The following is a 20,649-nucleotide window of genomic DNA, read 5'->3' on the forward strand; positions in this document are numbered from 1 at the left end:
CCCTGTGGGTCGTAGTGAGAGAGGGACATCCATGCGGGACGCGTACCACGAGGAACTGGACTCGATCGGCGAGAGTCTGGTCGAGATGGCCAGGCTGGTCGGGTCGGCGATCGGGCGCGCCACGACGGCGATGCTCGACGCCGACCTGAAGCTGGCGGAGGCCGTGATCGCGGCCGACCAGAAGGTCGACGATCTCCAGCACGACCTGGAGGCCCGGGCGATAGCCCTGCTGGCACGCCAGCAGCCGGTCGCGACGGACCTGCGCATCGTGGTGACCTCGCTGCGCATGAGCGCCGACCTGGAGCGCTCCGGCGACCTGGCCCAGCATGTGGCGAAGCTGGCGCGGCTGCGGTTCCCGGACCCGGCGGTGCCGCGGGACCTGCACGCCACGATCCTGGAGATGGGCCAGCTGGCGCAGCGCCTGATGGCGAAGGCCGCGGAGGTCATCATCACCAAGGACGTCGACCTGGCGCTCCAGCTGGAGACGGACGACGACGAGATGGACCTGCTGCACCGGACGCTGTTCCAGCACCTGATGGACGACCGGTGGAAGCACGGCATCGAGACGGCGGTCGACGTGACGCTGCTGGGCCGCTACTACGAGCGGTTCGCCGACCACGCGGTGTCGGTCGCCAAGCGGGTGGTGTACCTGGTGACGGGCGAGCACGCGGACGAGCTGCAGCAGGCGGAGAGCCCGGTCGAGGGCGCCTGAGACACGACGGGGCCTCTGTGCGCCGTTGATGCGCCCTGTCGGGTGGGCATGCAATGGGAAGAGGCGACGTACGCCTTTGAACGTACGCCTTCGAGGAGGAACCCATGGCAGATTCCCCCAGGACCGACCCGCAGCAGGAAACACCCGTCGAAGTGCTCCACCTGCCCGTGCTGGGCGCGTGCGGCTGCGGCTCCGGCTGCAGTTGCGGGTGCCAGTCGGGCGCGCCGTGCCAGTGCGGCGGCTGCTGCGGCTGATGCGCAGGGGTGTGCGAAAGGGCCTGTCCAGTGCTGTGGACGGTGCCCTTTCGCATGCCGCCGCGGCCTTCGCGCGGGGAATCGGCGGCCGCGGGCGTCGCCGAAGCCAAGATCACCCCGGTGTGCACCGACCAAGGCGGGCAGGAGCCGGGCGGTCGGCAGGACACCCGCAAGGGCAAGGGACTCATCGAGACGAACGAGAACCCCACGGGCAAGGCACCGCCGGGACAGAACTGACACCACTCGGCACCACGCGAACGCCCCCGTCCCACCGGGAGAGGGGCCTGCTGGTGTCCGGGCGCCGCTTCTCGCCTGTCGACCGACTTCCTCGGACGGTCCTCCCGACGGGCGACCCACGGGGAACGGACTTACGGTCGAGCGGTGGACGCCGCACCCCGTCGACGGGGGCACCACACATGTGCGGCTCCGCCGATTCCCTTCCGACAGCGACAGGAGACAGCCTGCCATGGCCACAACCTCTGAGACCCCGGTACTGGACACCCTCGCGGCGATGACGGTCGACTCGATCGAGCGGTGCGGGCTGGCACCGGAAACGTTCATGCTCACGCGCATCGCCGCGCTCGCCGCTTCGGACGCGCCGCCGATCTCCTACGTCGCCCACATCGACCCCGCGATCCAGGCCGGCGTGACCGCCGAGCAGGTGCAGGACGTCCTCGTCGCCATCGCCCCCGTCGTGGGGACGGCCCGCGTCATGACGGCGGCGGGCAACATCGCCAAAGCCCTCGGCATCACCATCGCGGTCGCCGACGCCGAGGCCCAGGGCCGGGCGTAGCGACCGGGCTGCCCCCGCGCCCTGGCGGCGGCCTCACCGGCAACAAGCGACAAGCCCCCTGTCGGCGGAAGAACCGCGGACAGGGGGCTTGTCCCTCCGTACCTACTTCTTCTTGCCCTGGGTCTGGGGGGCCCGATTTTTGTCCCTGGTCAGAGAGGTGGCCACCCCAACTGACCAGCAGTCGGGTGGTCGTTGGTGGTCGTTGTCTGTCGTCGTTGGTCGTCCTCGGAGGGCCCAGAGTGGGCCCGGAGGCGCCGCCCTGGGTCTCATTGACTAAGAGGAGCAGCGGCCGCGGCCGGCCCCTGCGAGCGCAGTCGTCATTGCGCAGGCAGGTCCGGCACCAGCGCCTCTGCGTCAATAGTTGCGGTCCACAGCAAGGTCACGCTTGTCGTTTGTCTCTCCCTGGATAGTCACGAAGACTGCCGGCGGCTCGTCGTCTTCGCTCCGGGCCGTCTCTTCCAGAAGAGTTAGCAATCGCTCTGCCGCGTTCAGCTCGAACCACTCGCTAGTACCTGTGGCGACGGTCAACCACCTATCAGGAGTGGACAGGCCAGGAACGAAAACCTCTAGGACGAACTGTCCATCCGCATCGTCGTCAGCCTCGCGCACGCGGGCGCTCACGATGTCCTCGCCCCGAACCCACGTGCTGACTGATGAGCCTCGCGTGTCCAACCAGACACGTGGCCTCTGGGCCAAGAATGCGCCCCGTAGCACTGCGTACGTCACAGCAGCGAGGCCCTCTCCAACCGCGTCTGTCAACTGGCCGTCGCCCGTCCGGTTCTCGGCCCGCTTGGCCTGCGCTGCAGCCTTTAGCTCCCATGCCGACACGAAACGTCCCCTCCGTTGTTTGCCTGTCGGTCCTGCTCTCCCCACCGACACGACCGACACACCTGCCGGGGGCGGCGATTCCCCAGAGACCCGACACCACAGCGGTTTTCATAAGCGTTGTGCTTTCAGTACCCAACTTGCCTCTGACCTGGGCAGACGCCTCGGCCACCCGGGAGAGTTCCTCTTATTGGCCCACGCACGGCCCATAGGCTGCATCACTCCGCATGGTCGACCTCGCATTTACCAACGATCACCCGCAGGTTAGAGGCGCCATCCTTCGAGGCCGGTTCGGGATCTTCGGACGAGACTGCCGTTGAGACTGAGAGTGCCCGTCGGCTGCCTCTCATGCCGACTCGAAGTCGTACGGGAAGGGATGCGCGAAGCCGGGCATCTAGCTCTCCGGGACCGACAACGTGCTCTATACCCCCAACACGGGTGCGAGGGGTGCGCATTGTACCTTAGCCAAGCGTTTTGACCTGGTGTACAGTTTCTGTTGTTGGACGCCTTGTCCTGGCTGACGAGGTGCCGAACATGACGAAGGGCCTAGCTCGTGCCAGAGCCAGGCCCTCCATGCAGTAACACGAGCCCGGTCGCCTACTTACAGGCCGGGCTCGCTGCTTTTCCAGCGGCCCGCCGCGGCCGGGCGTACTCGTGCGTGGGCGCTCCCTAGTTGCCTAAGAGGCGTACTGCACCACGATGGCGGCAAGCGCCAGGATCAGCCCAATCACACCGATGGCTACCTGGGCCTTCTCAGGTCCGGTCCACCGCCGACGAGGCTTCTCACCATTGAGACTTGCCACTTCGCGCCCTCCCATCGTCCAGCCCTGACCTCTCAGGGCGTTTCGCCGAACTCCCTTTTGGAGTCCGACCAGTTGAGGGGAGGATCGAGGAGCGCGATCACCACACTACTCTATCTGTACGTCACCAACTTAACGTACACACGCCACTCGGGACACGTACCGCACGACGCGGCACCCGTCTGCACTGACGTACCATCAGTACATCGCACCGCTACTGTTTTTGCAAACAACTCCAGTGTATCGACAAACAGTTTGCGCAAACAGTGCGGCCGCAAGGGCAAACCACATGGGGGTTGACATGCCGACTTTGCACACGGCGATCCGCGCACAGATGGGATCGACTCCGTACTACGTGACCACCATGAGGGTCAGCGACCTCGTCCAGATCGCCCGACCGGCGAGCGAACAAGAGAAGTGGGCTACTACGGGCCTGACCGAACGCCTGCAACGCGAACTCAACAGTGCACGCGTCCACTCGGAGATCGCCCCCTACTTGGCCAACTCCCCAGATCGGTTCTTCGGCGCGCTCATTCTCCTCCTCGAAGCTGATGAGGAACCGCAGTTCGAACCGTTCAGCGACCTAGCCAAGGGCCTACCGAGGGCGTACCAGGCAGCCCTGTCCAAGAACCCCTTCGGCTTCCTCACCATCGAGAGCGGTGACCGGATCATCCTCGATGGCCAGCACCGCTTTGCTGCACTGCGAGAGGTGGTCATCGACAGGTTGATCGAAGGCAGCTACGCAAAGGACGTTGCCAATGACGAGGTGACCGTCATCATCGTCCCGCACATCAGCACCCAGCACACCAGGAAGATCTTCAACAAGGTCAACCGGTACGCGAAGAACACCAGCCGCGGAGACAACATCCTCACCAGTGAGGATGACGGCTTCGCCATCCTCACTCGCCGGCTCGCGGATGACGATGGCCCGTTGGCCGGCCGAAACCACAAGGGCGAGTCGCTCGTCAACTACAAGAACAACACCATCGCTGATCGCAGCGTTCAGCTCACCACTCTCAGCGCGGTCTACGAAACCGTCCGCGTCATCGCAGAGCACTACGGGGTGGCAGACGAACTCAACGAGAAGAAGACGCACGTACGCCCCTCGGACGAGGTTCTGGACGAGGGGTATGAGCAGGTGCAGGGCTGGTGGACGACCGTGCTGGACGGCATGCCGATGCTCAAGCATGGCCGCGACAACACCAAGGTGCTACCAGACCTGCGAGCCAAAGACGCCAGCCATGGACTGCTTTTCAAGCCCGCCACCCATATCGTGCTATTCCAGGCGCTCTCCCAGATCCTGAAGGCTGACCCGAACTTGACACTCCAGGAGGCCGTGGAGCGCGCCTATCAGATCGACTGGGGGATCACGAGCCACCTCTGGCGGGATGTCCTGATCAACTCCGCCTACAACATCCTCACGAAGAAGGAGAACTACAACCTCGCTGCCGACTTCATGACCTACCTCGTCATCGGCAACAAGATGGCAGCCAACGACATCGAGATGCTACGTATCCGCATCGCGACAGCCCGCGGCGCGGACCTTGCCTCCTTCACGCTCCCGGAACCGTTGACCAACTGAGCTGGCCGTCGGCGGGTATTGCCCCGGACGGCCTGAAGTCGGACCACGCCAGTGTCGTACCTCGTGCCTACACTCCGCTCATGGACAAGGGAGCGATCTCGCGGGACGACATCCTCAAGACACTCGCTGAGTACGACGAGTTGACGCGAGAGGTCTTCCTGGAGACCTATGGGTACGGCAAGGCGAGTAAGTATCTGATTCTTCACGAGGGTAGGGAGTACGACTCCAAGGCTGTGGCCGGTGTGGCGCACAAGCACCAGCACGGCAGGCCGCTCACGAAGGGCGAGCTCATTGGGGGCGTAGGCCGTGGTCATGCTGTCGAGTGGCTTAAGCGGGAGGGCTTCGTCATCGGGGTCTCTCGCAATCCCAACTGGACCCGCGACGAGCTCATTCTCGCCTGTGACGTGGTAGCCAAGAACGGATGGCAGGGGCTCGACGCAGAGGATCCACGCATCGCTGATCTCTCCCGCTACCTTCAACTGCTTGGCGCCTACCCGCCGGAGGAGCGGGCTCTCACCTACCGCAACCGGAACGGCGCGGCGCGCAAGACCTTCGACATCGCTACACATCATCCGGACTACGCCAAGAAGAAGACCAAGGGCGGCGAATTGGACCGAGAGGTACTCCGCGACTTCCTGGAGCGGCCGGATGAGATGGCGCATGCTGCCGAGCTGCTGCGCGAGGGACTGGCGAACGGCACCTTGAAGGCCATCCTGGAGGCCGACGATAACGACGACGCCGAGGACGAGGCCAGCGCCCCCGAGGGCAAGGTGTTGTACCGACGTCACCGGACGCGCGAGCGCAACAAGGGCATACGGAATAAGAAGATCGCCGCTGTACTGAAGGCTGGCGGCTCTTTGGCTTGTGAGGCTTGCGGCTTCGACTTCGCGGCCGTCTACGGCGAGCGTGGTGAGGGCTACATCGAATGCCACCACGTCGTCCCACTGCATGAGGCCGGCGAGGGGACGACCAAGCTTTCCGACCTGGCTCTCATCTGCTCGAACTGCCACCGGATGATCCACCGTAGTGCACCATGGCCCACACCGGCGGAGTTGCGCGCGCTGATTCAAGCACGCGCCGAAGGTGCAGTGCTGCTGCCCGCCCCTAGAGACGTCGGCGCAGCGGCCAGCCGTCGATAGACCTACTTGCAGGTGCGACGATTGGCAAGAGCGCCGAGGTGTCACACCTGACCCCTGCCCTGACCTGCACGGATGCTTCAATCGGACCGGCCTTCCAGCGCGTTGGCCCACGCATGGCCTGCAGGAAGCGCGCTGAACATGGGGCCAGCTCGGTGCCCTACCGCCTTCTCACGGCTCCGGAGGCCAGTGCCGTCTTCGTGTCCATCCTGCTCACGCTTCATTTCTGGGATGGGGAAGCCAACTCATCCTGCGGATGCGTCGCGAGGTACTTGAAAGCCCTACCTCTCGATGCGAACTACGGGCCGGGTGGTCGCCGAAGCGCGCTGAGCAGATCAGGAGGGCTACTAGGGTCGGCGACTGTCAATCCTGGTCGACATAGTTGCTGTACAGCACTGTAGTGGCGCATGCGATCTTCGGCATACGCCACTACAGGGAGAAACAGCCTTCGCGGCAACGTGCTGCTTCTCGACGTTCCCGGAGCCCACAGCAGCCGGGTAGAGGTGCCAGCCTTCGGCCGCCTCCGTGACTCAACGACTACAAGGTCCCTCCGCTGCGGTCCAGCAGCAAGGCCAGCCAACGGTACAAAAATGCGGGAATTTGAGCATGCAGTTGCTTGCTGATCAGGGGTTTCATCCTTCAAGTTCCTGCTCACCTACATCGGGGCCTGCCGCCCCCAGGTTGGGCCGTGCCTGCCGGAATCACCGCGGTGGGAGTGGGCTGACTGCTCAGTGCCTGCCAAAATCGACTCTCGTGAGCCAGGGCGACGGCAACCGCCCTTTCACACCGCCGAGTTGGAGCCCACGCACACCTGGAGGACCATCCCTGATGGCCGCACAAATCAGCAATCTCAACTGTGTCGAGCCCGCACCACAACCGCTCACGCTTCCGGAGGTAATCCTCGTGGTGGTCGTGGTGGTACTGGTGGCCAGCCTCACCTTGTCCGGAACGTCACCTTTGGTGTTCTACATCACCATTGGGAACGCCTGCTTCTTCGCGACGCGCTTCGGTCGGCGGGTGCGGCTACATGCTGGCACCTCCCGCCTGGCGCCTGGTGCGGTTGCTTGATCGTGGGACGTCACGAATCCCCAATCGCTACATGTAGTGCGTCCCTTTATGCTCTCGCGTCGTGGCTTCGCGCCCGGCGCGAGAGCGCGGGGTACAGCTACGAGCAACTAGCGCGCTTCACTGCATGCAGTGAGGACACTCTTAGGCGTGCAGCCTCGGGAAAAAAGATTCCGAGGTTGAATGTGGTTCGCGAGTTCGCCAACGCCTGTGGCGCAGATCCACGTGAAGCAGAGCGTCTATGGCAAAAGGCGCGATACGAAGCCGCGAAGGAATCAACCCCTCGGGGCTCGACTAATTCTGCACATGTCGATTACGTTCAGAATTACTCGGAGCTTTATTCCGCCTTGGTAGAGCTCTACCGCAAGGATGGCTGTCGCTCCTACCGTGAGTTGAGCGAACGAGCTGGTGGGCACGGACGGCTTCCTCCCACCACGATCAGTCGGATTCTCACCAAGGACTACCTACCACGTCGGGACTTCGTCATAGCCTTCGCCCGGGCGTGTGGGGTGCAGGGATCTGCGCTGGATTCGTGGGGGATGGCTTGGGAGCGCGCCGATGCAGAACTCCGGGAGCAAGAGGAAAGGGCAAAGCGATCCCGGAAATCCTGGCGCGAGCGATCAAAACGGGCTTCAAGGACCAGTCAGGACCCGTATTCTAGCGCCGTCCAGAGAGGGCCTGGGCGATATCGTATCGTCGATTGCGCTGGATGCTATCGAGTGATTGTCGAACCTGAAGCTGCCCTCACTGGGCAATTCTGGTGCCTGGACTGCGGCCGGGATCGGATACCGAGAATTTCGCGAGCCAAGATGGCCGATAACTGCACGTGACTACGGGAAGCTGAAATCACGCACAATCACCCACTACCCCGGCTCCTGTGCACGCCACCCGCTTAGGGCGCCCCCGCCGGAGGCACCACTTGGGCCTGCTGCCGCTCTGCGGTGACCACCCCATGGCCTCGGCTCCAGCCGAGGCCATGTCTTTCTCGGCCTGGAGCGGATCCGTTCACACTCGCTTTCGAGGTCTGTTCGTGCTGCTCAGGGCGTAATATATAGGGCTGTCCAGGCCCGTTCATTCCCGTACTCCCGCCCGGAGCGTGAACCGCTTTGAACGGCTCCGGACGGGGGTGAATGAGACGGAAACTGAGACGGAGCGCAGTCGCTCCCATCAGGACCGATCTGCTGTTTCGGGCACGATTCGGCTCGTAAAACCGTGGTCGCGGAGCCGCTCATAGGCGGCCGTGACGTCGTCGGGAATCTCTTGCTCGATCATGAACCCTTGCCGGGGGTAGATCATGAGGCGCTGCTGAGCACCGACCAGCATGTCGACGACAAGACGGACGTCCCCGATTGAGTCGAAGTAATCAGGGAGCGTCATGCGGGTGGACGCGCACACCCACTCGACATCTGGCCACACCTTCCGGGCGGTCGCGTATGCGCGCCGTTCCTCGTAGGGCTTGCTGACCAGGAGGATGGAGGAAACGGCTACATGCCGTTCTTCCAGGAGCGCGCGAGAGAAGCGGATGTTCTCACCCGTGTTCCGTGCGTTCGGCTCAACAAGGATGGCGGGCTCGGGAACCCCCAGCTCCATGGCGCGTTCGCGGTAGTGCTCGGCCTCGCCGCGCGGCATCCGCTCCCGTGTCGTCTGGCTGGTTGCGCCGGTAAAGACGATGAGCGGCATCATGCCCCGGCGGTAGAGATCCGCTGTGGTGTCGGCCACCCCCAGGTCGTGACTGCCCAGACCGATGGCCACGGAGCATGGGCGGGGCTCATGGCCCATCTGCTGGAAGTCCCAGAGTCGGTGAGCGTCCGCCCACACCTGAGCCGAGATCACTTACTCTCACCCTCCGTCTCCGTCTTCGCTGAGTCGGGCACCTTGAAGTCGTACGACCACGCGAACCGCGTTGCGGCGTGTACCCCGATGGCGAATTCGACAACGGTTCCGTCTGCTGTGCGCGTGGTGCGGTGCAGCTCCACCACCCACTCACCTGGTGAGAGCTGAAGCTGTTGGGCCTCTTCGGCAGTGGGCACGCGTGCGAAGAGCTCCTCCGTCATGTGGTCGATCTCGTAACCGGCGTCATAGAGGACGCGGAACCCGCCGCCCCGTCCGGCGGGACCCGGTGTCGGGTCGACGATGCGGGTTCCTTCGACATGCTCAGGGCGGTAGTAGCTGGTCAAGGTGTGGGTCGGCTGCGTCCCTTCCTTCACGAGGCGTGCTCGCGCGTACACGTCCGCTCCCTCAGAGATGCCGTGGGCCGCGGCCACGGCCGCCGGCGCCTTCACACGGCTCACGGTCTGGGTTTGCTCGTTCCGGTTGTAGGAGCGGCCGGACGCCACTCGGTCAGCGATGAACGCGACTTCGTCGCCGTCCCGCCACTTGGCCTTGTCGTACCGCGCGATGCCCAACCGCTTGAGCGGAGGCTTCGAGCGCACGACGGTGCCGTGGCCGCGGGTCATCGTGACCAGCCCCTCTGCTTCCAGAGCCTTGTAGGCCCGGTGGACCGTCTCCTTTGACCCCTCGCCAGCCTCTACTAGCTCCCGAATCTGAGGAAGCTGCCGGTCAGGCCCGTATTCACCGCTCCTGATTCTCTCGGCATACCGGTCCGCAAGGTCACGCCACTTCGGCGCCTTCGCTGCCACATCGACTCCTCCCGACAGCTCTAAGTGAAGCACACAGTCCTAGGACTGTTGACAGTCCTAGGACAGCGGTGCATTCTCTTCTCAGGCCGCTCGCAGTCCTAGGACAGCGAGGGAAGGGGCTCATCTTTGGGTTCCCTTCAGTGGCTTTGTCGGTTCGGGATTGCTCGTGCACGTGGGGCCCTGAGCTGGTCGTTCCTTAAGAACTCAACAGCGTGACAAGTCGATGGGGCCTAGAGCTCCGTCCCCGCAACGGCCCGGGTGATGGCCGTCGGCGGCCACTTCCTGCGTGTCAGCTCTGGAGAAACAGCCGTGGGGATCATCCCTTCCTTTCGGGATGGCAACCCTTCGGGTGCCACGTGGTGCGCGCCGCCCTGCTGGCGTCAGAGCAGTGACGATGACGCGCCCGATTTCCCGGCTCGGGGCCGGTCCGCTGTGGCAACGGCGTACCAGTGAAAGCCGTGTCCCTGCGATCTGCGGGAGGTCGGCATGGGCCGACGACATACCAAGGCGCCGTCGTGATGGACCGGCCGGCGGCGCCCCTGCTCTTTCCGGTCCGTCCTGGCTTCGCAGCGCTGGACGCTGCGGCCGGCTGCCTCTCCCGCCCGTACCTCGTTCCGCCTTGCGGCCGGGGGACGGGCGGGAGCGCGGGGAGCCGGATTGACCGACTTCAACGGCGCGCGGCTCCCGGAGTGCCACCCGGGAGCCGCTGTTCGGGCCGTTCACCTTCTGGAGAGGACCACGACCCAATGGACCACATCGTGACTGTTCAGGATGCTGTTACCGCGTTCGCTGACTGGAACGAGCCGACGGATGCGGAGCTGGACGCGATCGAGACCGAGATGCCGGTCATCCTCGCGGACATCGACCTGCTGGACGCGCACATCGCCACCCTCGACCGCACCCCGAGCGAGCTGGATCAGCGGCGTATCCGCCGAGCCCGCCGCCGGGCGCTGGCCGCGCGGGTGGAACTGATCAACCACACGGTCACGGCGTCGGGAGTCGGGGCGTGACAGCGCAGACGTTCACGGCGCAGATGTCCGTGTTCAAGGGCCAGTGGCGCCTGTACGTGGTCCTGCTGAACACCACCGAAGCGTGGCCGGAGTTCGGCTTCGACCGGGCCCTTCCGGTGCCGACGTTCACGGAGCGCGCGGACGCGCTCAGCGTGCTCGGCTTCGAGCCGGTACCGGGCGCTGAGTGGCGGTGGACCGAGGACAGCGACGACCCCGGCAACCCTGCTTCGCCGGTCGTCCTGATCGCCGCGACTCAGGTGCGTTCATGGACGGGGGCGATCGCGTGAACGCCGTTCAGATCCGTTCAGCCGAGCGCGCCCTGTCGGTTGGCACGTGGCTGATCGTCGCCGGGGCGATGCTGTATTCGATCCTCACCGTCACCCCCCTCGCCGCCGCCCACACCCCCGACGAGTGGAAGTGGACCGCCCCGATCCTGCCGCTCGTGGTGGATGCCGCGGTGGTCATCGTGGTCCGTCTCGATGCGGTGCTGGCCCGGCTCGGAGGTCACGGAGGGAAGTGGCCGATCGTGCTGCGCTGGATGACCGGCTGCATGACCCTCGCCCTCAACGTCGCCGACTCCGCCCTGCACAACGACCTGGTCGGCGTGGCCGTGCACGCGGTCGCGCCGCTCCTGCTGATCGTCACCGCGGAAACCGGGCTCGCCTACCGGCGTGCGATCGCCGCCGCAGTGACCGAGCTGGAGACCCGGCAGCGGGCACAGCGCGAAGCGCGCGAGCGGGTGATTGCTGAGCGGCGTGAGACGGCCGCGCGGCTGGCCCGCGAGGAGCGCGAGCATGCCGCGCTGCTGGCACGTGAACAGCGTGAACACGAAGCCCGCCTGACCCGTCAACAGGTCGAACGCGAGGAAGCCGTCCGCCGCGAGGAACGCGAGCAAACCGCGGCCCGTGAGCAGGCGGAGCGGGAGGCGCGTGAACGCGCTGAGCGCGAGCGTGAACAGCAGGCGCGCGAGCGTGAACGCCGTGAACGCGAGGCCGCTGAGCGTGCCGAGCAGGAACGGGCCGCGCGGGCGGAGCGTGAACGCCTTGAACAGGCTGAGCGGCAAGCGCAGGCGGAGCGTGAACGCGCCGCCCTGCTGGCCGCTGGGCCCGCTGTCGAGAAGCTCCCCGAGGATCGTGCGCGTTCAACCGTGCAGGCCGCGTTCGAGGTAGGGCTTCCGGTGCGATCGGCTGCCGAGCTGTGCGGCTGGTCGGTGGGATGGGTGTCCACGCGCTACCAGGAGTTCCGCAACGTTGGTCACCCTGCCCGTGAGCACGAGCCGGTTGAGGTGGTGGCATGACCTCCCGCAACAAGCGCCGACAGCTGGTCGGGGACATGTTCCCAGGCATGGCCGACCGCATAACTGGCCGGCCGCCGAAGGCGGAAGCCGAGCCCGAGGCTTTGACCTTGGATGCGGCGATCGCCCGCTCATTCGCCATCCTCGATCGCGTCCTGGCCGCCTTCCCGGTCGTGGCCACGGTTGGGCTGTTCTCCGGCGGCAACGACTCCGTGGTCGTCAACCATCTCTTCCGCGATCATGTGGATGCGATCGCGCACGTCAACACCGGTACCGGTATCCCGGATACCACCCAGCACGTGCGCGATGTGGTCGCCGCCTGGGGTTTGCCCCTGCACGAGCTTCGCCCGAAGAACTCCTACCGGGATCTCGTGCTGGGCAATGTGCTGTCCACTCGCGGCAAGAACATCGGCCGCCAGGTGTGGAAGGGATTCCCCGGCCCGGCCGGACACTCAGTGATGTACCGCAGGCTCAAAGACGAGCCGTTACAGCGCCTGCGGGGGCAAATCATCGGCCGCCACGGGCGTACCCGCAACGTCGTCTACCTCGGTGGCATGCGCTGGGCCGAGACCGACCGTCGCTTTCGCAACGCAGAAGAGGTCGACCGCGAGGGCGCCCTGCTCTGGGTCTCCCCGATCGTGCACTGGACCAACGCCCACATGCGCGAATACCGCGATCGCCACCGCTGCACCCTCCCCCACCAGCACACCGACCACATGCTGTGCACTCCGAACGCCCTCCCGCTCAACGAGGTCACCGTGCACCTGCACATGTCCGGGGAGTGCCTGTGCGGCGCGTTCGCCAAGCCCAATGAGCTCGAAGAGATCGAGTTCTTCTACCCCCACGCCACCAAGCCCCTGCGGGAGTTGCAGCGCGAGGCCGAAGCCGCGGGCCTGACCGCGTGCAAGTGGGGCCAGCGCCCACCCGGCTCCCGCCGGCGCCGCCCGGCCGGGCGGCTGTGTGGCAAGTGCGAGGCCATCGAGGGGCAAGCCGACCTGCTCGCCGAATGGCGCGAGTCCGGCCTGATCACCCCCAGCCAGTTCGCCACCTTCACCCGCCCCGACGAACAGCGCGCCGCCTGAACACCCTCTTCAACCTGGGAGTTTCGCTGTGTCCAGCCGTACCCGATCCCGCGGTGGCGCGGGCATCCACACCGTTCGTATTCCGCACCAGCGCGGCCGCCGCTCGCAGCCGTTCCTAATCGTCGTCCCGCACCGACCCTCGCTGACCCGCGAGGTGTTCGGCTTCCTCGGGCGGGCTCTGTGGCGCTTCCGTGCCGCGCTCGCCCCCACGGGCCTGGCTCTGCTCGCGCTGGTCGTCACCGCGCTCCTGCACGTCTTGGGCTGGTGGTCCGGGCTCGTCCTCGCCCCGCTCGCCGCGGCGCCGGCGGTCTGGTTCGCCGTCATGCAGCGCCGCCGCCCCGCCCACCGTTCCACCCTCGCCTGGCGCATCGGACTGTCTGCGCTCGCCACGCTCACCGGCACGTGGGCGGCGCTGGCCGCCGCATTCGGCCCGTGGGCCGGCCCGCTCGGACTGATCTGGCTGATCGCCCTGATCATCGCTCAGTCCGCCTGGCTCATCGTCCGCCGCACCCACTAGCTGAGGAGACTGCCCGATGGCAGCAAACCGCAACGCCTCCGCCCGCCAGGTCGACGACTTCGCCCGGCGCCAGGCAAACCAGCCCTTCACCAACCCCCGGCGCAACGGTGCGAACCCGCAGAACAAGGGCGCCAAGTTCGCCAACGCAGGCGCCGCCGTGGGCGGGTTCGTCGGCGCAATGGGCGGCTCGTTCGTCCCCCCGATCAACGTCACCGTCAACAACACCAAGCACGCGGCCCGCGGCGGGGGCCGCCGCTCGCCCGCCGAATCCCTGCTGCCCGCCCCGGAGTTCGGCTCCCCGGCAGAGGTGCGGAACTACTGCAACACCCTGCGGGCCGCGGCCGTGACCTTGTCCATTGAGGTGGCCATGGGGGCGGAGATCCTCAAGGGCGTTTTGACTGCGGTGCCGGACCCGGAGGGCCGTGCGTTCGGCTCGCGTGTGCGGGCCCGGAAGGTCTCCCGCAAGATGCAGCGCTCCGCAGACGCCTTGCGGGATGCCGCGAAGAACGCCGCGGCCTGCTACGCGACCTTCCAGCAGGAGTTCGAGGAAGAGATCAACCGCGTCCGTCACCGCGCCCGCAAGCCGCAACAGCCGGTCATGAACTGGGCTCAGCAGTAGGGAGGTTGAGCCATGGCTCAGCAGTGGACTGATCAGGACGGCCGGAGCTACCCGCTCGCCGTCACCGGCATGAACGAGGGTTCGGGCGGCACGGTACGGGCGTACCTGCTGAACCGGGCCAAGCCGCACCTGCCGCCCTGGCTCGGCTGGGCCGGTACCGGTGTGGCCGGGGCGTTGGGGCACTGGCAGTGGGGTGAGAGCGCCGCCGCCGGCGTCGGGCTGACCCTCGCCTCGGTGGCGCTGACCGGCGCCACCTGGTGGGCTGGCAAGTCGACCAGCAACCAGCGGCGCCTGCACGCCACCGTCACCGCGGCCGCCGGCTCCGCCTGGGTCACGGCTGCCTGCCTCGCTGGGCCCACGGCCGGGCCGATCGACGACCTGTTCCTCATGGGCGGGCCCGCCGTGGCGCTGACGTGGAACGTGCGCACGGTCCTGCGCCACAACCCTGACGGAGCCCCGGCCAGTTCGGACGGGGGTCTGCTGGAAAAGGTGGGCCTGGCGCGGGCACAGATCGGTGCAGCGAAGGTGGAACCCAACCGGGTCACCGCGCCGATCGCCCTTCAGGCGGGCGAGCAGACCAACGACGACGTTGCCAAGGCCCTGGTGCGGATCGCGTCCGCGCTGGATCTGCCGACATCCGCCGTCCGGTACACGCCCGACCCCGGCTCCGTCCGGCGCGGCGAGCTGGTCATCGTCCCCGAGGACATGCTGTCCGAAGAGGTCCAGTGGGAGGGCCCCTCCAACCTCGGGGGGTCGATCGCCGATCCGCTGGTCATCGGCCGCTACGACGACGGCTCCGCGCTCGTCATGTGGCTGCCCGGCGATCCGGACGCGGGCCGCAACTCTACCCACGGCCTGATCGCGGGCCAGTCCGGGTCCGGCAAGGGCGATGCCGCCCTGAACCTGCTCACGGAGGTCCTCTCCCGGCGGGATGTCATCGTGTGGTTCTCCGACCCGAAGGCGTTTCAGGACTTCGCCCCTCTCCGGGCTGGTCTGGACTGGGACGCTGAGGGCGGCAGCCAGACGGAAATCATGGTGGCGGCAGTTGAGGCGGTCATCCCCGCCCGCACCCGCTGGCTCGGAGCCCACGGCTACCGCCAGTGGGTGCCCGCTGCAGCCGAACCGCAGAACGACCCCGAGCACTCCTGCCGCCAGGACGGCCGGGCCTGCGGCTGCGCGGGCATGCCGTTCCTGGTCGCCTGGTTCGAGGAAGCCGCCAACACCCTGCGCAACCTCGGAGACGACGCCTTCACTGGCATCGCGCAGGAGGCCCGCTCCGCGGGTGTCTCCCTGATCGTGTCGCTTCAGCGCCCTTCCTACGACCAGATGTCCACCTCCACCCGCGCCTCCCTCCCGTCCGTGATCGCACTCGGTTGCGACCCGCGCGACGAAGGGTTCGCACTGCCGGAGACGGTCATCGACGCCGGCGCCCACCCCGGAGCGTGGGGCAACCGGCGCCCCGGCTACTGCTACGTCGTCTCCCCCGGGATCGACGAAGCCCGCTACCCCTCGCCGGGCCGCACCCGCCGCTTCACCACCCGCGCGGTGCCCGTCATGGAGCAACTCGCGGCATGGGCGCAGCACAACGGCGCCACCGCCGACCCCATCACCGCCGGCGTCGCCTCGTCGGTGGCCGGCCGCGCCTACACCGGCCGCACCACCGACGACACCGACACGGCGCCGCGGCCGGTCGGGCTGCGGGCCGTCCCCGAGGAGGACGACATGGAACACGGCGGTCTGCTCGTCGACCCCGAGGACGCCGATATCGACCCCGAGGCCGACCTCCCCGAGCCGGAGCAGGGCGACGACGCGCCGATCTTCGGCCAGGAAGCCGGCCGCAAGCCCTCCCCCGAGGAGGCGCGGCGGCTGTTCGCTCAGGCACTTGAGGAGTTCGAGAGCAACGGTCAGATGGTGGTCGGCCCGAAGGACTTCACCGACTGGTGCGACCGCCACGGCCTCTCCCGCTCCTGGGTCTCCCTGCGGCTCAAGGAAGCCGCACAAGACGGGCGCCTGGACGCCACCAACACCACCGGCCGGTGGCGGATCGTTCCCGCCCTCACAGCCGCCTGACACCCGTAACGCGTTACGCCTGCCTAACACCCAAACCCCTAGGCAGACGCACGCGTTACCCGCCCTAACAGCGGCCGATCACACCCCTCACACCGTCACGTAACACCCGCTCGCGGGCCCGCCTCACACTCTGTGGCGCGGGCCCGCTCCCGTCCCAGAGGAGTTCGCATGGGTCACCTCGAACGGCCCGCGGCCGTCGAAGTCCACCACCCCATTCCGATCACCGCCTATCCGCCCGCCGCACCCCTCGTGCCGGTGCAGCCGGACCCGGCGTCCGCGGTGCAGTCGATCGTTTTGCCCGATGGCCGGGTCGTCACCGGCTACTCCCTCGCCCCCGCGCCGGCCCCGGCGCCGCTCGCTCCGCGGCCGGCCGTCTCGCGCACCGCGGTGAACATCGCTCTCGGAGGGATCGGGTTCGGCGCGGTGTGCGGCGGACTGGTCCTGCTCACCTCGTTCATCGCCGCCCTGACCGCGTTCATCACCCAGCTCATCACCCTCGCCGCGGTCATCTTCGGCGGCTGGATCGCCATTCAGATCTTCGGCACCACTGGCCGCCACAGCGGCGGCACCACGGTCAACATCCGCAAAGCCGTCATCAAGCGCAGCCACTTCCACGGGTAGAAGCTCAGGTGGTGAGGGGAAAGCCGGCGAATCCCTCAGGCGTCCGTGTCACCAGAGCGATGTTCTCCGCCATCAACAGCTCCTGCACGTCCTCGCTGGGCGCTTCCGGCAGCAGCACCGCCAACCGCAAACCGTCCGGGACGTCTAGGTGCCGGCGGTAGTCCAAAAGCTGGCCGATCGCGAAGCGCACGGCATTGCGACTCGCCTGTCCCTTGGCTTCGTACAGCACGTTGTCGGTGCTGTCGTACAAGTCCGGTACCAGGGCGCCCACTTCGCCCTTGACTGTGATTTGGAAGCTCTTGAAGACGTGGCCTACCGCCGTCAGGTGCTCCTCGAACGCGGTGACCAACTGGCCCTCGCGGCGGATGACCTGCCGCTCGCCACCCCGGATGGTGGCGGTAGTGCTCTCCGTAGAGTGCTTCTCCGTCTTCTTGTCCTTAACCCCGGTCTGCTTCGCGGGCGAGGCGGGCGCCTTCGGACTTGCCGGCAACTCCACCACACTGCTCACTGCGGCGGGCATCGCCATGTCCGCATCCGTCAGCGACCACTCCACCCCCGGCACGGGACGCAAACGGAAGACGAACACCCGCCGCATCACCTTGTCACCGCCCGGCGCATGGCGTTCCACGTAGGGAAGCACCGGGTCCACCAGGGCCGGCCCCACGAACCGGTGCCGCACACCTCCCTTGGCAGCGCCCTTCTTGCTGGCCGCGACGAAGAGCAGGACCCGGCGGCCATCGGTGACGCTGTCCAGCAAGGCTTTGTTCCCAGACGTCATCTGCTGATTCCCCGACATCCCTTCGCCGGTGTAGAGGAAGAGCGGGCCGTGTTCGTCGTCCTCGACCTGCCCGTCGAAGGTGTACCCGTGCTTCGCCCCCGCCGCCGGGTCGGAGTAGATCAGCACCGTTTCGCCATTCGCCGGGGTCTGGATACCCCCCTGGATCGCTCCGCCGTAGATCGCCTTCACCTCAGCGCGGGTCGCGATCGTGCCTGGAACAAGGTCGTCAGTCGCCATGAGACGCAACCTATCCAGCTCCACTGACACAAGCCTTTGCCGGCCCACTGCCGGCAAGTAGGGCGGCTCCCGTCTCGGCAAAGTCCGGGGCCGCCCTTGCCAACCAGTCCTCGACAGACCTGTTGGAGGTCTCCAGCATGACGCAACCCGATGACACCCGGCGAGCCCTCGCCTTACTCACTTCCCGGACGCTGGAGGTGGCAGCGTGAACAACCACCTGTGCACCGCCCTCCAGCTCGCGGTCGAGGGGCTGCCCGTCCTGCCGCTGCGCAAGGGCAAGGTGCCCTTCGCCAACTGCCCCGCGTGCCTGTACACCTCGTGCGGCGGGCGCCCGCACATGAAGAACCCCGGCCCCTGCACCTGCCCCGCCCCCTGCCACGGCTGGGCCGCCGCCACCACAGACCCCGCCGTCATCAACTCGCCGGCATGGGCGACCGCATGGCACGGCGCCGCGGCGGTCGCCTACCACCCCGGCGGCGCCGGCCTGACGGTCGTCGACTGCGACAACACCGACGCCATCGCGTGGGCCCGCGCCACCCTGCCCGCCACACGGACCGTGCCCACCACCCGCGGCGAGCACTGGCTCTACCTCGGAACGATGCCGTCGGCCAACGGCGTGCGGCCCGGCGTGGACATCAAATCCACCATGGCCTACGCCCGCTGGCTCGGATCTGGCACCGGCACCATGGCCGCGCTGCCCGACGTCGTGCGCGCGCTCACCGCAGCCAAGCCCGCGGCCCCCGTACCCATCAGGGTCCCCGCGCCGGCCAGGGGCGGGGAATGCCGCCACCGCACCCCCGCCTACCTCGAACGCGGGATCGCCATGGCGGAACAGCGCATCACCGAGACGTCCAGCGGCGTGCACACGGCCGTGTACCGGACGTTCCTGGCCGTGCTCTCGACGCACGGCCGGTGCGGCTGCCTCACCGAGGACCACATCGCCCGCCTGTTCACCGCCGCGCAGGCCAAGGGCGAGACTCCGCGGCACTGCACGGATGCGTGGACCAACGCACGCACCACGTTGGGGCTTTGAGCATGGACGACGACGACAAGAACCCGGCGCGGAAGGTCATCGCGGACTACGCGCAAGAGCGCTTCCGCTACTTCCGCACCGCGGACGGCACCGTCTACGCACAGCGCAAGGGCCACCCCGTGGCCCGCCCGATCCGCTCCCAGGGCACCACCGGAAGCCACCGCCAAGAACTCATGGTCGGCCTATTCAAGGACGGACTCGGCACGTTCAACGGCACCGCGATGAAGGAGGCACTCGACTTGATCGAAGCACTCGCCCTCACCGAGCAGGTCCAGCCCGTCCACATCCGCGTCGCCCCCGGCCTGGACGGGGCCACCTGGCTGGACCTCGGCCGTAACGACGGCCAGTCCGTCCGCATCCACCCCACCGGCTGGGACATCCGCACCCCCGACCCGAGCGAGGTGTGCTGGCGACGCACCCAGCTCACCGGCGAACTGCCCCTGCCCGCCAAGGACACCAACGGCAAGGGCATCGACCTGCTCTTTCGGCTCTGCAACTTCGCAGGCGCCGAAACCGAGTGCCTGGCCATGGCCTGGCTCATCGGCTGCCTGGAACCCGCCGTACCCGTCCCCGCGCCCTTCCTCACCGGCCCCCAGGGCGCGGGCAAGTCCACCGGCGGACGGATGCTCATCCGGCTCATCGAGGGCATGACCGGGGACCTGCGTCGCGCCCCGAAGGACGAGGACAACCTGATCGCGGCCGTGGCCGCGGGATGGGTCACGGCGCTGGACAACCTCTCCCACATGACCCCGGACCTGTCCGACGCCATGTGCTGCATCGTCACCGGAGCCGAAAGCGTCAAGCGAGCCCTGTTCACCGACGGAGACGTCTTCCGCGCCCGCTACCGCCGCCCCCTGCTCCTGACCGGCATCGACGTCGGCGTCATCCGCCCCGACCTCGCCGAACGCCTCCTACCGCTGCGCCTGGAACGCCCGAAGGTGCGGCGCACCGAAGCGGAGCTCTGGACGGAGTACGCGGAAGCCCTGCCCGTCATGCTCGGCTCCCTGCTGGACCTGACCGTCAAGGTCCGCGCCGCCACCGCCGAGACGCCAACCGACCTGCGCATGGCGGACTTCGCCCACCTGTGCGCGCAGCTCGACGAAGCGATGGGCCTCGGGGCTCTGGCGGCCTACCGGGCCGGACTGGACGATCTCAACGACGACGTCATCGAGGGCGACCTGCTCGCACAGACCGTGCTCCAGTACGCGGCCGGCATGCACCCCGGGGCACAGGAGCGGATGACGTCCGCGGAGTGGCTGCACCTGCTCACCCGGCTCTACAGCGGCGAGGACTGCCGCCCGCTTCCCAAGGGGTGGCCGACCACCGGCAAGGTCCTCTCCGACCGGCTCAAGCGCCTTCAGCCCACCCTCGCCGCCCGCGGCCTGGTCGTCGACTGGGGACGCACCCGCGAGGCCCGCTACATCGAGCTCACCGAACCCGCGCCGGCACCCGGCCCGCAACAGGAACCCGCGTTCTGAACGCGAGGTCACCGCACAACAGCAAGAAGAGCACCCGGGCCGACGCGGCGATGGGTGCTCCTCTTGCTGTTCGGTGCGCAGCACCGCCCGAAGGACGTGCCGCG

The 20,649-nt window shown here is 67.2% G+C and carries 22 protein-coding genes; 18 read left to right on the forward strand and 4 right to left on the reverse strand.

What is annotated here, in order from left to right:
• Positions 1–31: 31 nt before the first annotated feature.
• The 4 genes from phoU (at position 32) to ACY34K_RS17765 (ending at position 1,759) form a co-directional block, all read left to right on the forward strand.
• Complete coding sequence (gene phoU / locus ACY34K_RS17750) at positions 32–712, forward strand: phosphate signaling complex protein PhoU (RefSeq protein ID WP_462748070.1); 681 nt, start codon at positions 32–34, stop codon at positions 710–712.
• Between the two features lie 104 nt (positions 713–816).
• A complete protein-coding gene (locus ACY34K_RS17755; RefSeq protein ID WP_462748073.1) occupies positions 817–966 on the forward strand; it encodes a hypothetical protein in 150 nt (49 codons plus the stop codon).
• A 54-nt stretch (positions 967–1,020) separates the two neighbouring features.
• On the forward strand, positions 1,021–1,203 hold the full coding sequence (locus ACY34K_RS17760) for a hypothetical protein (RefSeq protein WP_462748076.1): 183 nt from the start codon (positions 1,021–1,023) through the stop codon (positions 1,201–1,203).
• 229 nt (positions 1,204–1,432) lie between these two features.
• Positions 1,433–1,759 (forward strand): carboxymuconolactone decarboxylase family protein, encoded by a 327-nt coding sequence (locus ACY34K_RS17765; protein WP_462748078.1) that lies wholly within the window; start codon positions 1,433–1,435, stop codon positions 1,757–1,759.
• A gap of 354 nt (positions 1,760–2,113) precedes the next feature.
• Here the strand turns inward: ACY34K_RS17765 and ACY34K_RS17770 are convergent, their stop codons facing one another.
• Positions 2,114–2,587 (reverse strand): hypothetical protein, encoded by a 474-nt coding sequence (locus ACY34K_RS17770; protein ID WP_462748080.1) that lies wholly within the window; start codon positions 2,585–2,587, stop codon positions 2,114–2,116.
• Positions 2,588–3,685: 1,098 nt separating this feature from the next.
• Here ACY34K_RS17770 and ACY34K_RS17775 point away from each other — a divergent pair.
• From ACY34K_RS17775 to ACY34K_RS17790, 4 genes are all read left to right on the forward strand, one after another.
• Complete coding sequence (locus ACY34K_RS17775; RefSeq protein ID WP_462748081.1) at positions 3,686–4,966, forward strand: DNA sulfur modification protein DndB; 1,281 nt, start codon at positions 3,686–3,688, stop codon at positions 4,964–4,966.
• Between the two features lie 80 nt (positions 4,967–5,046).
• Complete coding sequence (locus ACY34K_RS17780) at positions 5,047–6,105, forward strand: HNH endonuclease (RefSeq protein WP_462748083.1); 1,059 nt, start codon at positions 5,047–5,049, stop codon at positions 6,103–6,105.
• An 825-nt stretch (positions 6,106–6,930) separates the two neighbouring features.
• Positions 6,931–7,170 (forward strand): hypothetical protein, encoded by a 240-nt coding sequence (locus ACY34K_RS17785; protein WP_462748086.1) that lies wholly within the window; start codon positions 6,931–6,933, stop codon positions 7,168–7,170.
• 2 nt (positions 7,171–7,172) lie between these two features.
• Complete coding sequence (locus ACY34K_RS17790) at positions 7,173–7,997, forward strand: helix-turn-helix transcriptional regulator (RefSeq protein ID WP_462748089.1); 825 nt, start codon at positions 7,173–7,175, stop codon at positions 7,995–7,997.
• 337 nt (positions 7,998–8,334) lie between these two features.
• Here the strand turns inward: ACY34K_RS17790 and ACY34K_RS17795 are convergent, their stop codons facing one another.
• Together ACY34K_RS17795 and ACY34K_RS17800 are read right to left on the reverse strand one after the other, a co-directional pair.
• Complete coding sequence (locus ACY34K_RS17795; RefSeq protein WP_462748091.1) at positions 8,335–9,000, reverse strand: YdcF family protein; 666 nt, start codon at positions 8,998–9,000, stop codon at positions 8,335–8,337.
• Complete coding sequence (locus tag ACY34K_RS17800) at positions 8,997–9,806, reverse strand: GntR family transcriptional regulator (protein WP_462748093.1); 810 nt, start codon at positions 9,804–9,806, stop codon at positions 8,997–8,999. The genes ACY34K_RS17795 and ACY34K_RS17800 overlap by 4 nt, the downstream gene beginning before the upstream one ends.
• Before the next feature lie 746 nt (positions 9,807–10,552).
• Between ACY34K_RS17800 and ACY34K_RS17805 the strand changes: the two genes are divergently transcribed.
• From ACY34K_RS17805 to ACY34K_RS17840, 8 genes are all read left to right on the forward strand, one after another.
• Complete coding sequence (locus ACY34K_RS17805; protein ID WP_462748096.1) at positions 10,553–10,816, forward strand: DUF6284 family protein; 264 nt, start codon at positions 10,553–10,555, stop codon at positions 10,814–10,816.
• Positions 10,813–11,103 carry a DUF6303 family protein gene (locus ACY34K_RS17810; protein WP_462748098.1) on the forward strand — a complete coding sequence of 97 codons (291 nt, stop codon included), beginning with the start codon at positions 10,813–10,815 and terminating at the stop codon, positions 11,101–11,103. The genes ACY34K_RS17805 and ACY34K_RS17810 overlap by 4 nt, the downstream gene beginning before the upstream one ends.
• A complete protein-coding gene (locus ACY34K_RS17815) occupies positions 11,100–12,113 on the forward strand; it encodes a DUF2637 domain-containing protein (RefSeq protein WP_462748292.1) in 1,014 nt (337 codons plus the stop codon). Before ACY34K_RS17810 ends, ACY34K_RS17815 begins: the two co-directional genes overlap by 4 nt.
• The gene (locus ACY34K_RS17820) at positions 12,110–13,192 is read left to right on the forward strand and encodes a phosphoadenosine phosphosulfate reductase domain-containing protein (protein WP_462748100.1); all 1,083 of its coding nucleotides are present in this window, start codon (positions 12,110–12,112) and stop codon (positions 13,190–13,192) included. Before ACY34K_RS17815 ends, ACY34K_RS17820 begins: the two co-directional genes overlap by 4 nt.
• A 28-nt stretch (positions 13,193–13,220) precedes the next feature.
• Complete coding sequence (locus ACY34K_RS17825) at positions 13,221–13,709, forward strand: hypothetical protein (RefSeq protein ID WP_462748103.1); 489 nt, start codon at positions 13,221–13,223, stop codon at positions 13,707–13,709.
• 16 nt (positions 13,710–13,725) lie between these two features.
• Complete coding sequence (gene traA, locus ACY34K_RS17830; RefSeq protein ID WP_462748105.1) at positions 13,726–14,328, forward strand: plasmid transfer protein TraA; 603 nt, start codon at positions 13,726–13,728, stop codon at positions 14,326–14,328.
• Positions 14,329–14,397: 69 nt separating this feature from the next.
• Complete coding sequence (gene traB, locus ACY34K_RS17835; protein ID WP_462748294.1) at positions 14,398–16,398, forward strand: plasmid transfer protein TraB; 2,001 nt, start codon at positions 14,398–14,400, stop codon at positions 16,396–16,398.
• A 168-nt stretch (positions 16,399–16,566) separates the two neighbouring features.
• On the forward strand, positions 16,567–17,019 hold the full coding sequence (locus tag ACY34K_RS17840; RefSeq protein WP_462748107.1) for a hypothetical protein: 453 nt from the start codon (positions 16,567–16,569) through the stop codon (positions 17,017–17,019).
• 4 nt (positions 17,020–17,023) lie between these two features.
• On the opposite strand, the gene ACY34K_RS17845 is transcribed toward ACY34K_RS17840, so the two are convergent.
• Positions 17,024–18,034, reverse strand: coding sequence for a hypothetical protein (locus tag ACY34K_RS17845; RefSeq protein WP_462748109.1), 1,011 nt, complete (start codon positions 18,032–18,034; stop codon positions 17,024–17,026).
• A 205-nt stretch (positions 18,035–18,239) separates the two neighbouring features.
• On the opposite strand from ACY34K_RS17845, the gene ACY34K_RS17850 reads away from it, so the two are divergent.
• The gene (locus tag ACY34K_RS17850) at positions 18,240–19,067 is read left to right on the forward strand and encodes a bifunctional DNA primase/polymerase (RefSeq protein WP_462748111.1); all 828 of its coding nucleotides are present in this window, start codon (positions 18,240–18,242) and stop codon (positions 19,065–19,067) included.
• Between the two features lie 2 nt (positions 19,068–19,069).
• On the forward strand, positions 19,070–20,545 hold the full coding sequence (locus ACY34K_RS17855; RefSeq protein ID WP_462748296.1) for an ATP-binding protein: 1,476 nt from the start codon (positions 19,070–19,072) through the stop codon (positions 20,543–20,545).
• Positions 20,546–20,649 lie beyond the last annotated feature (104 nt).

This window comes from Streptomyces sp. STAM6, assembly GCF_054963715.1.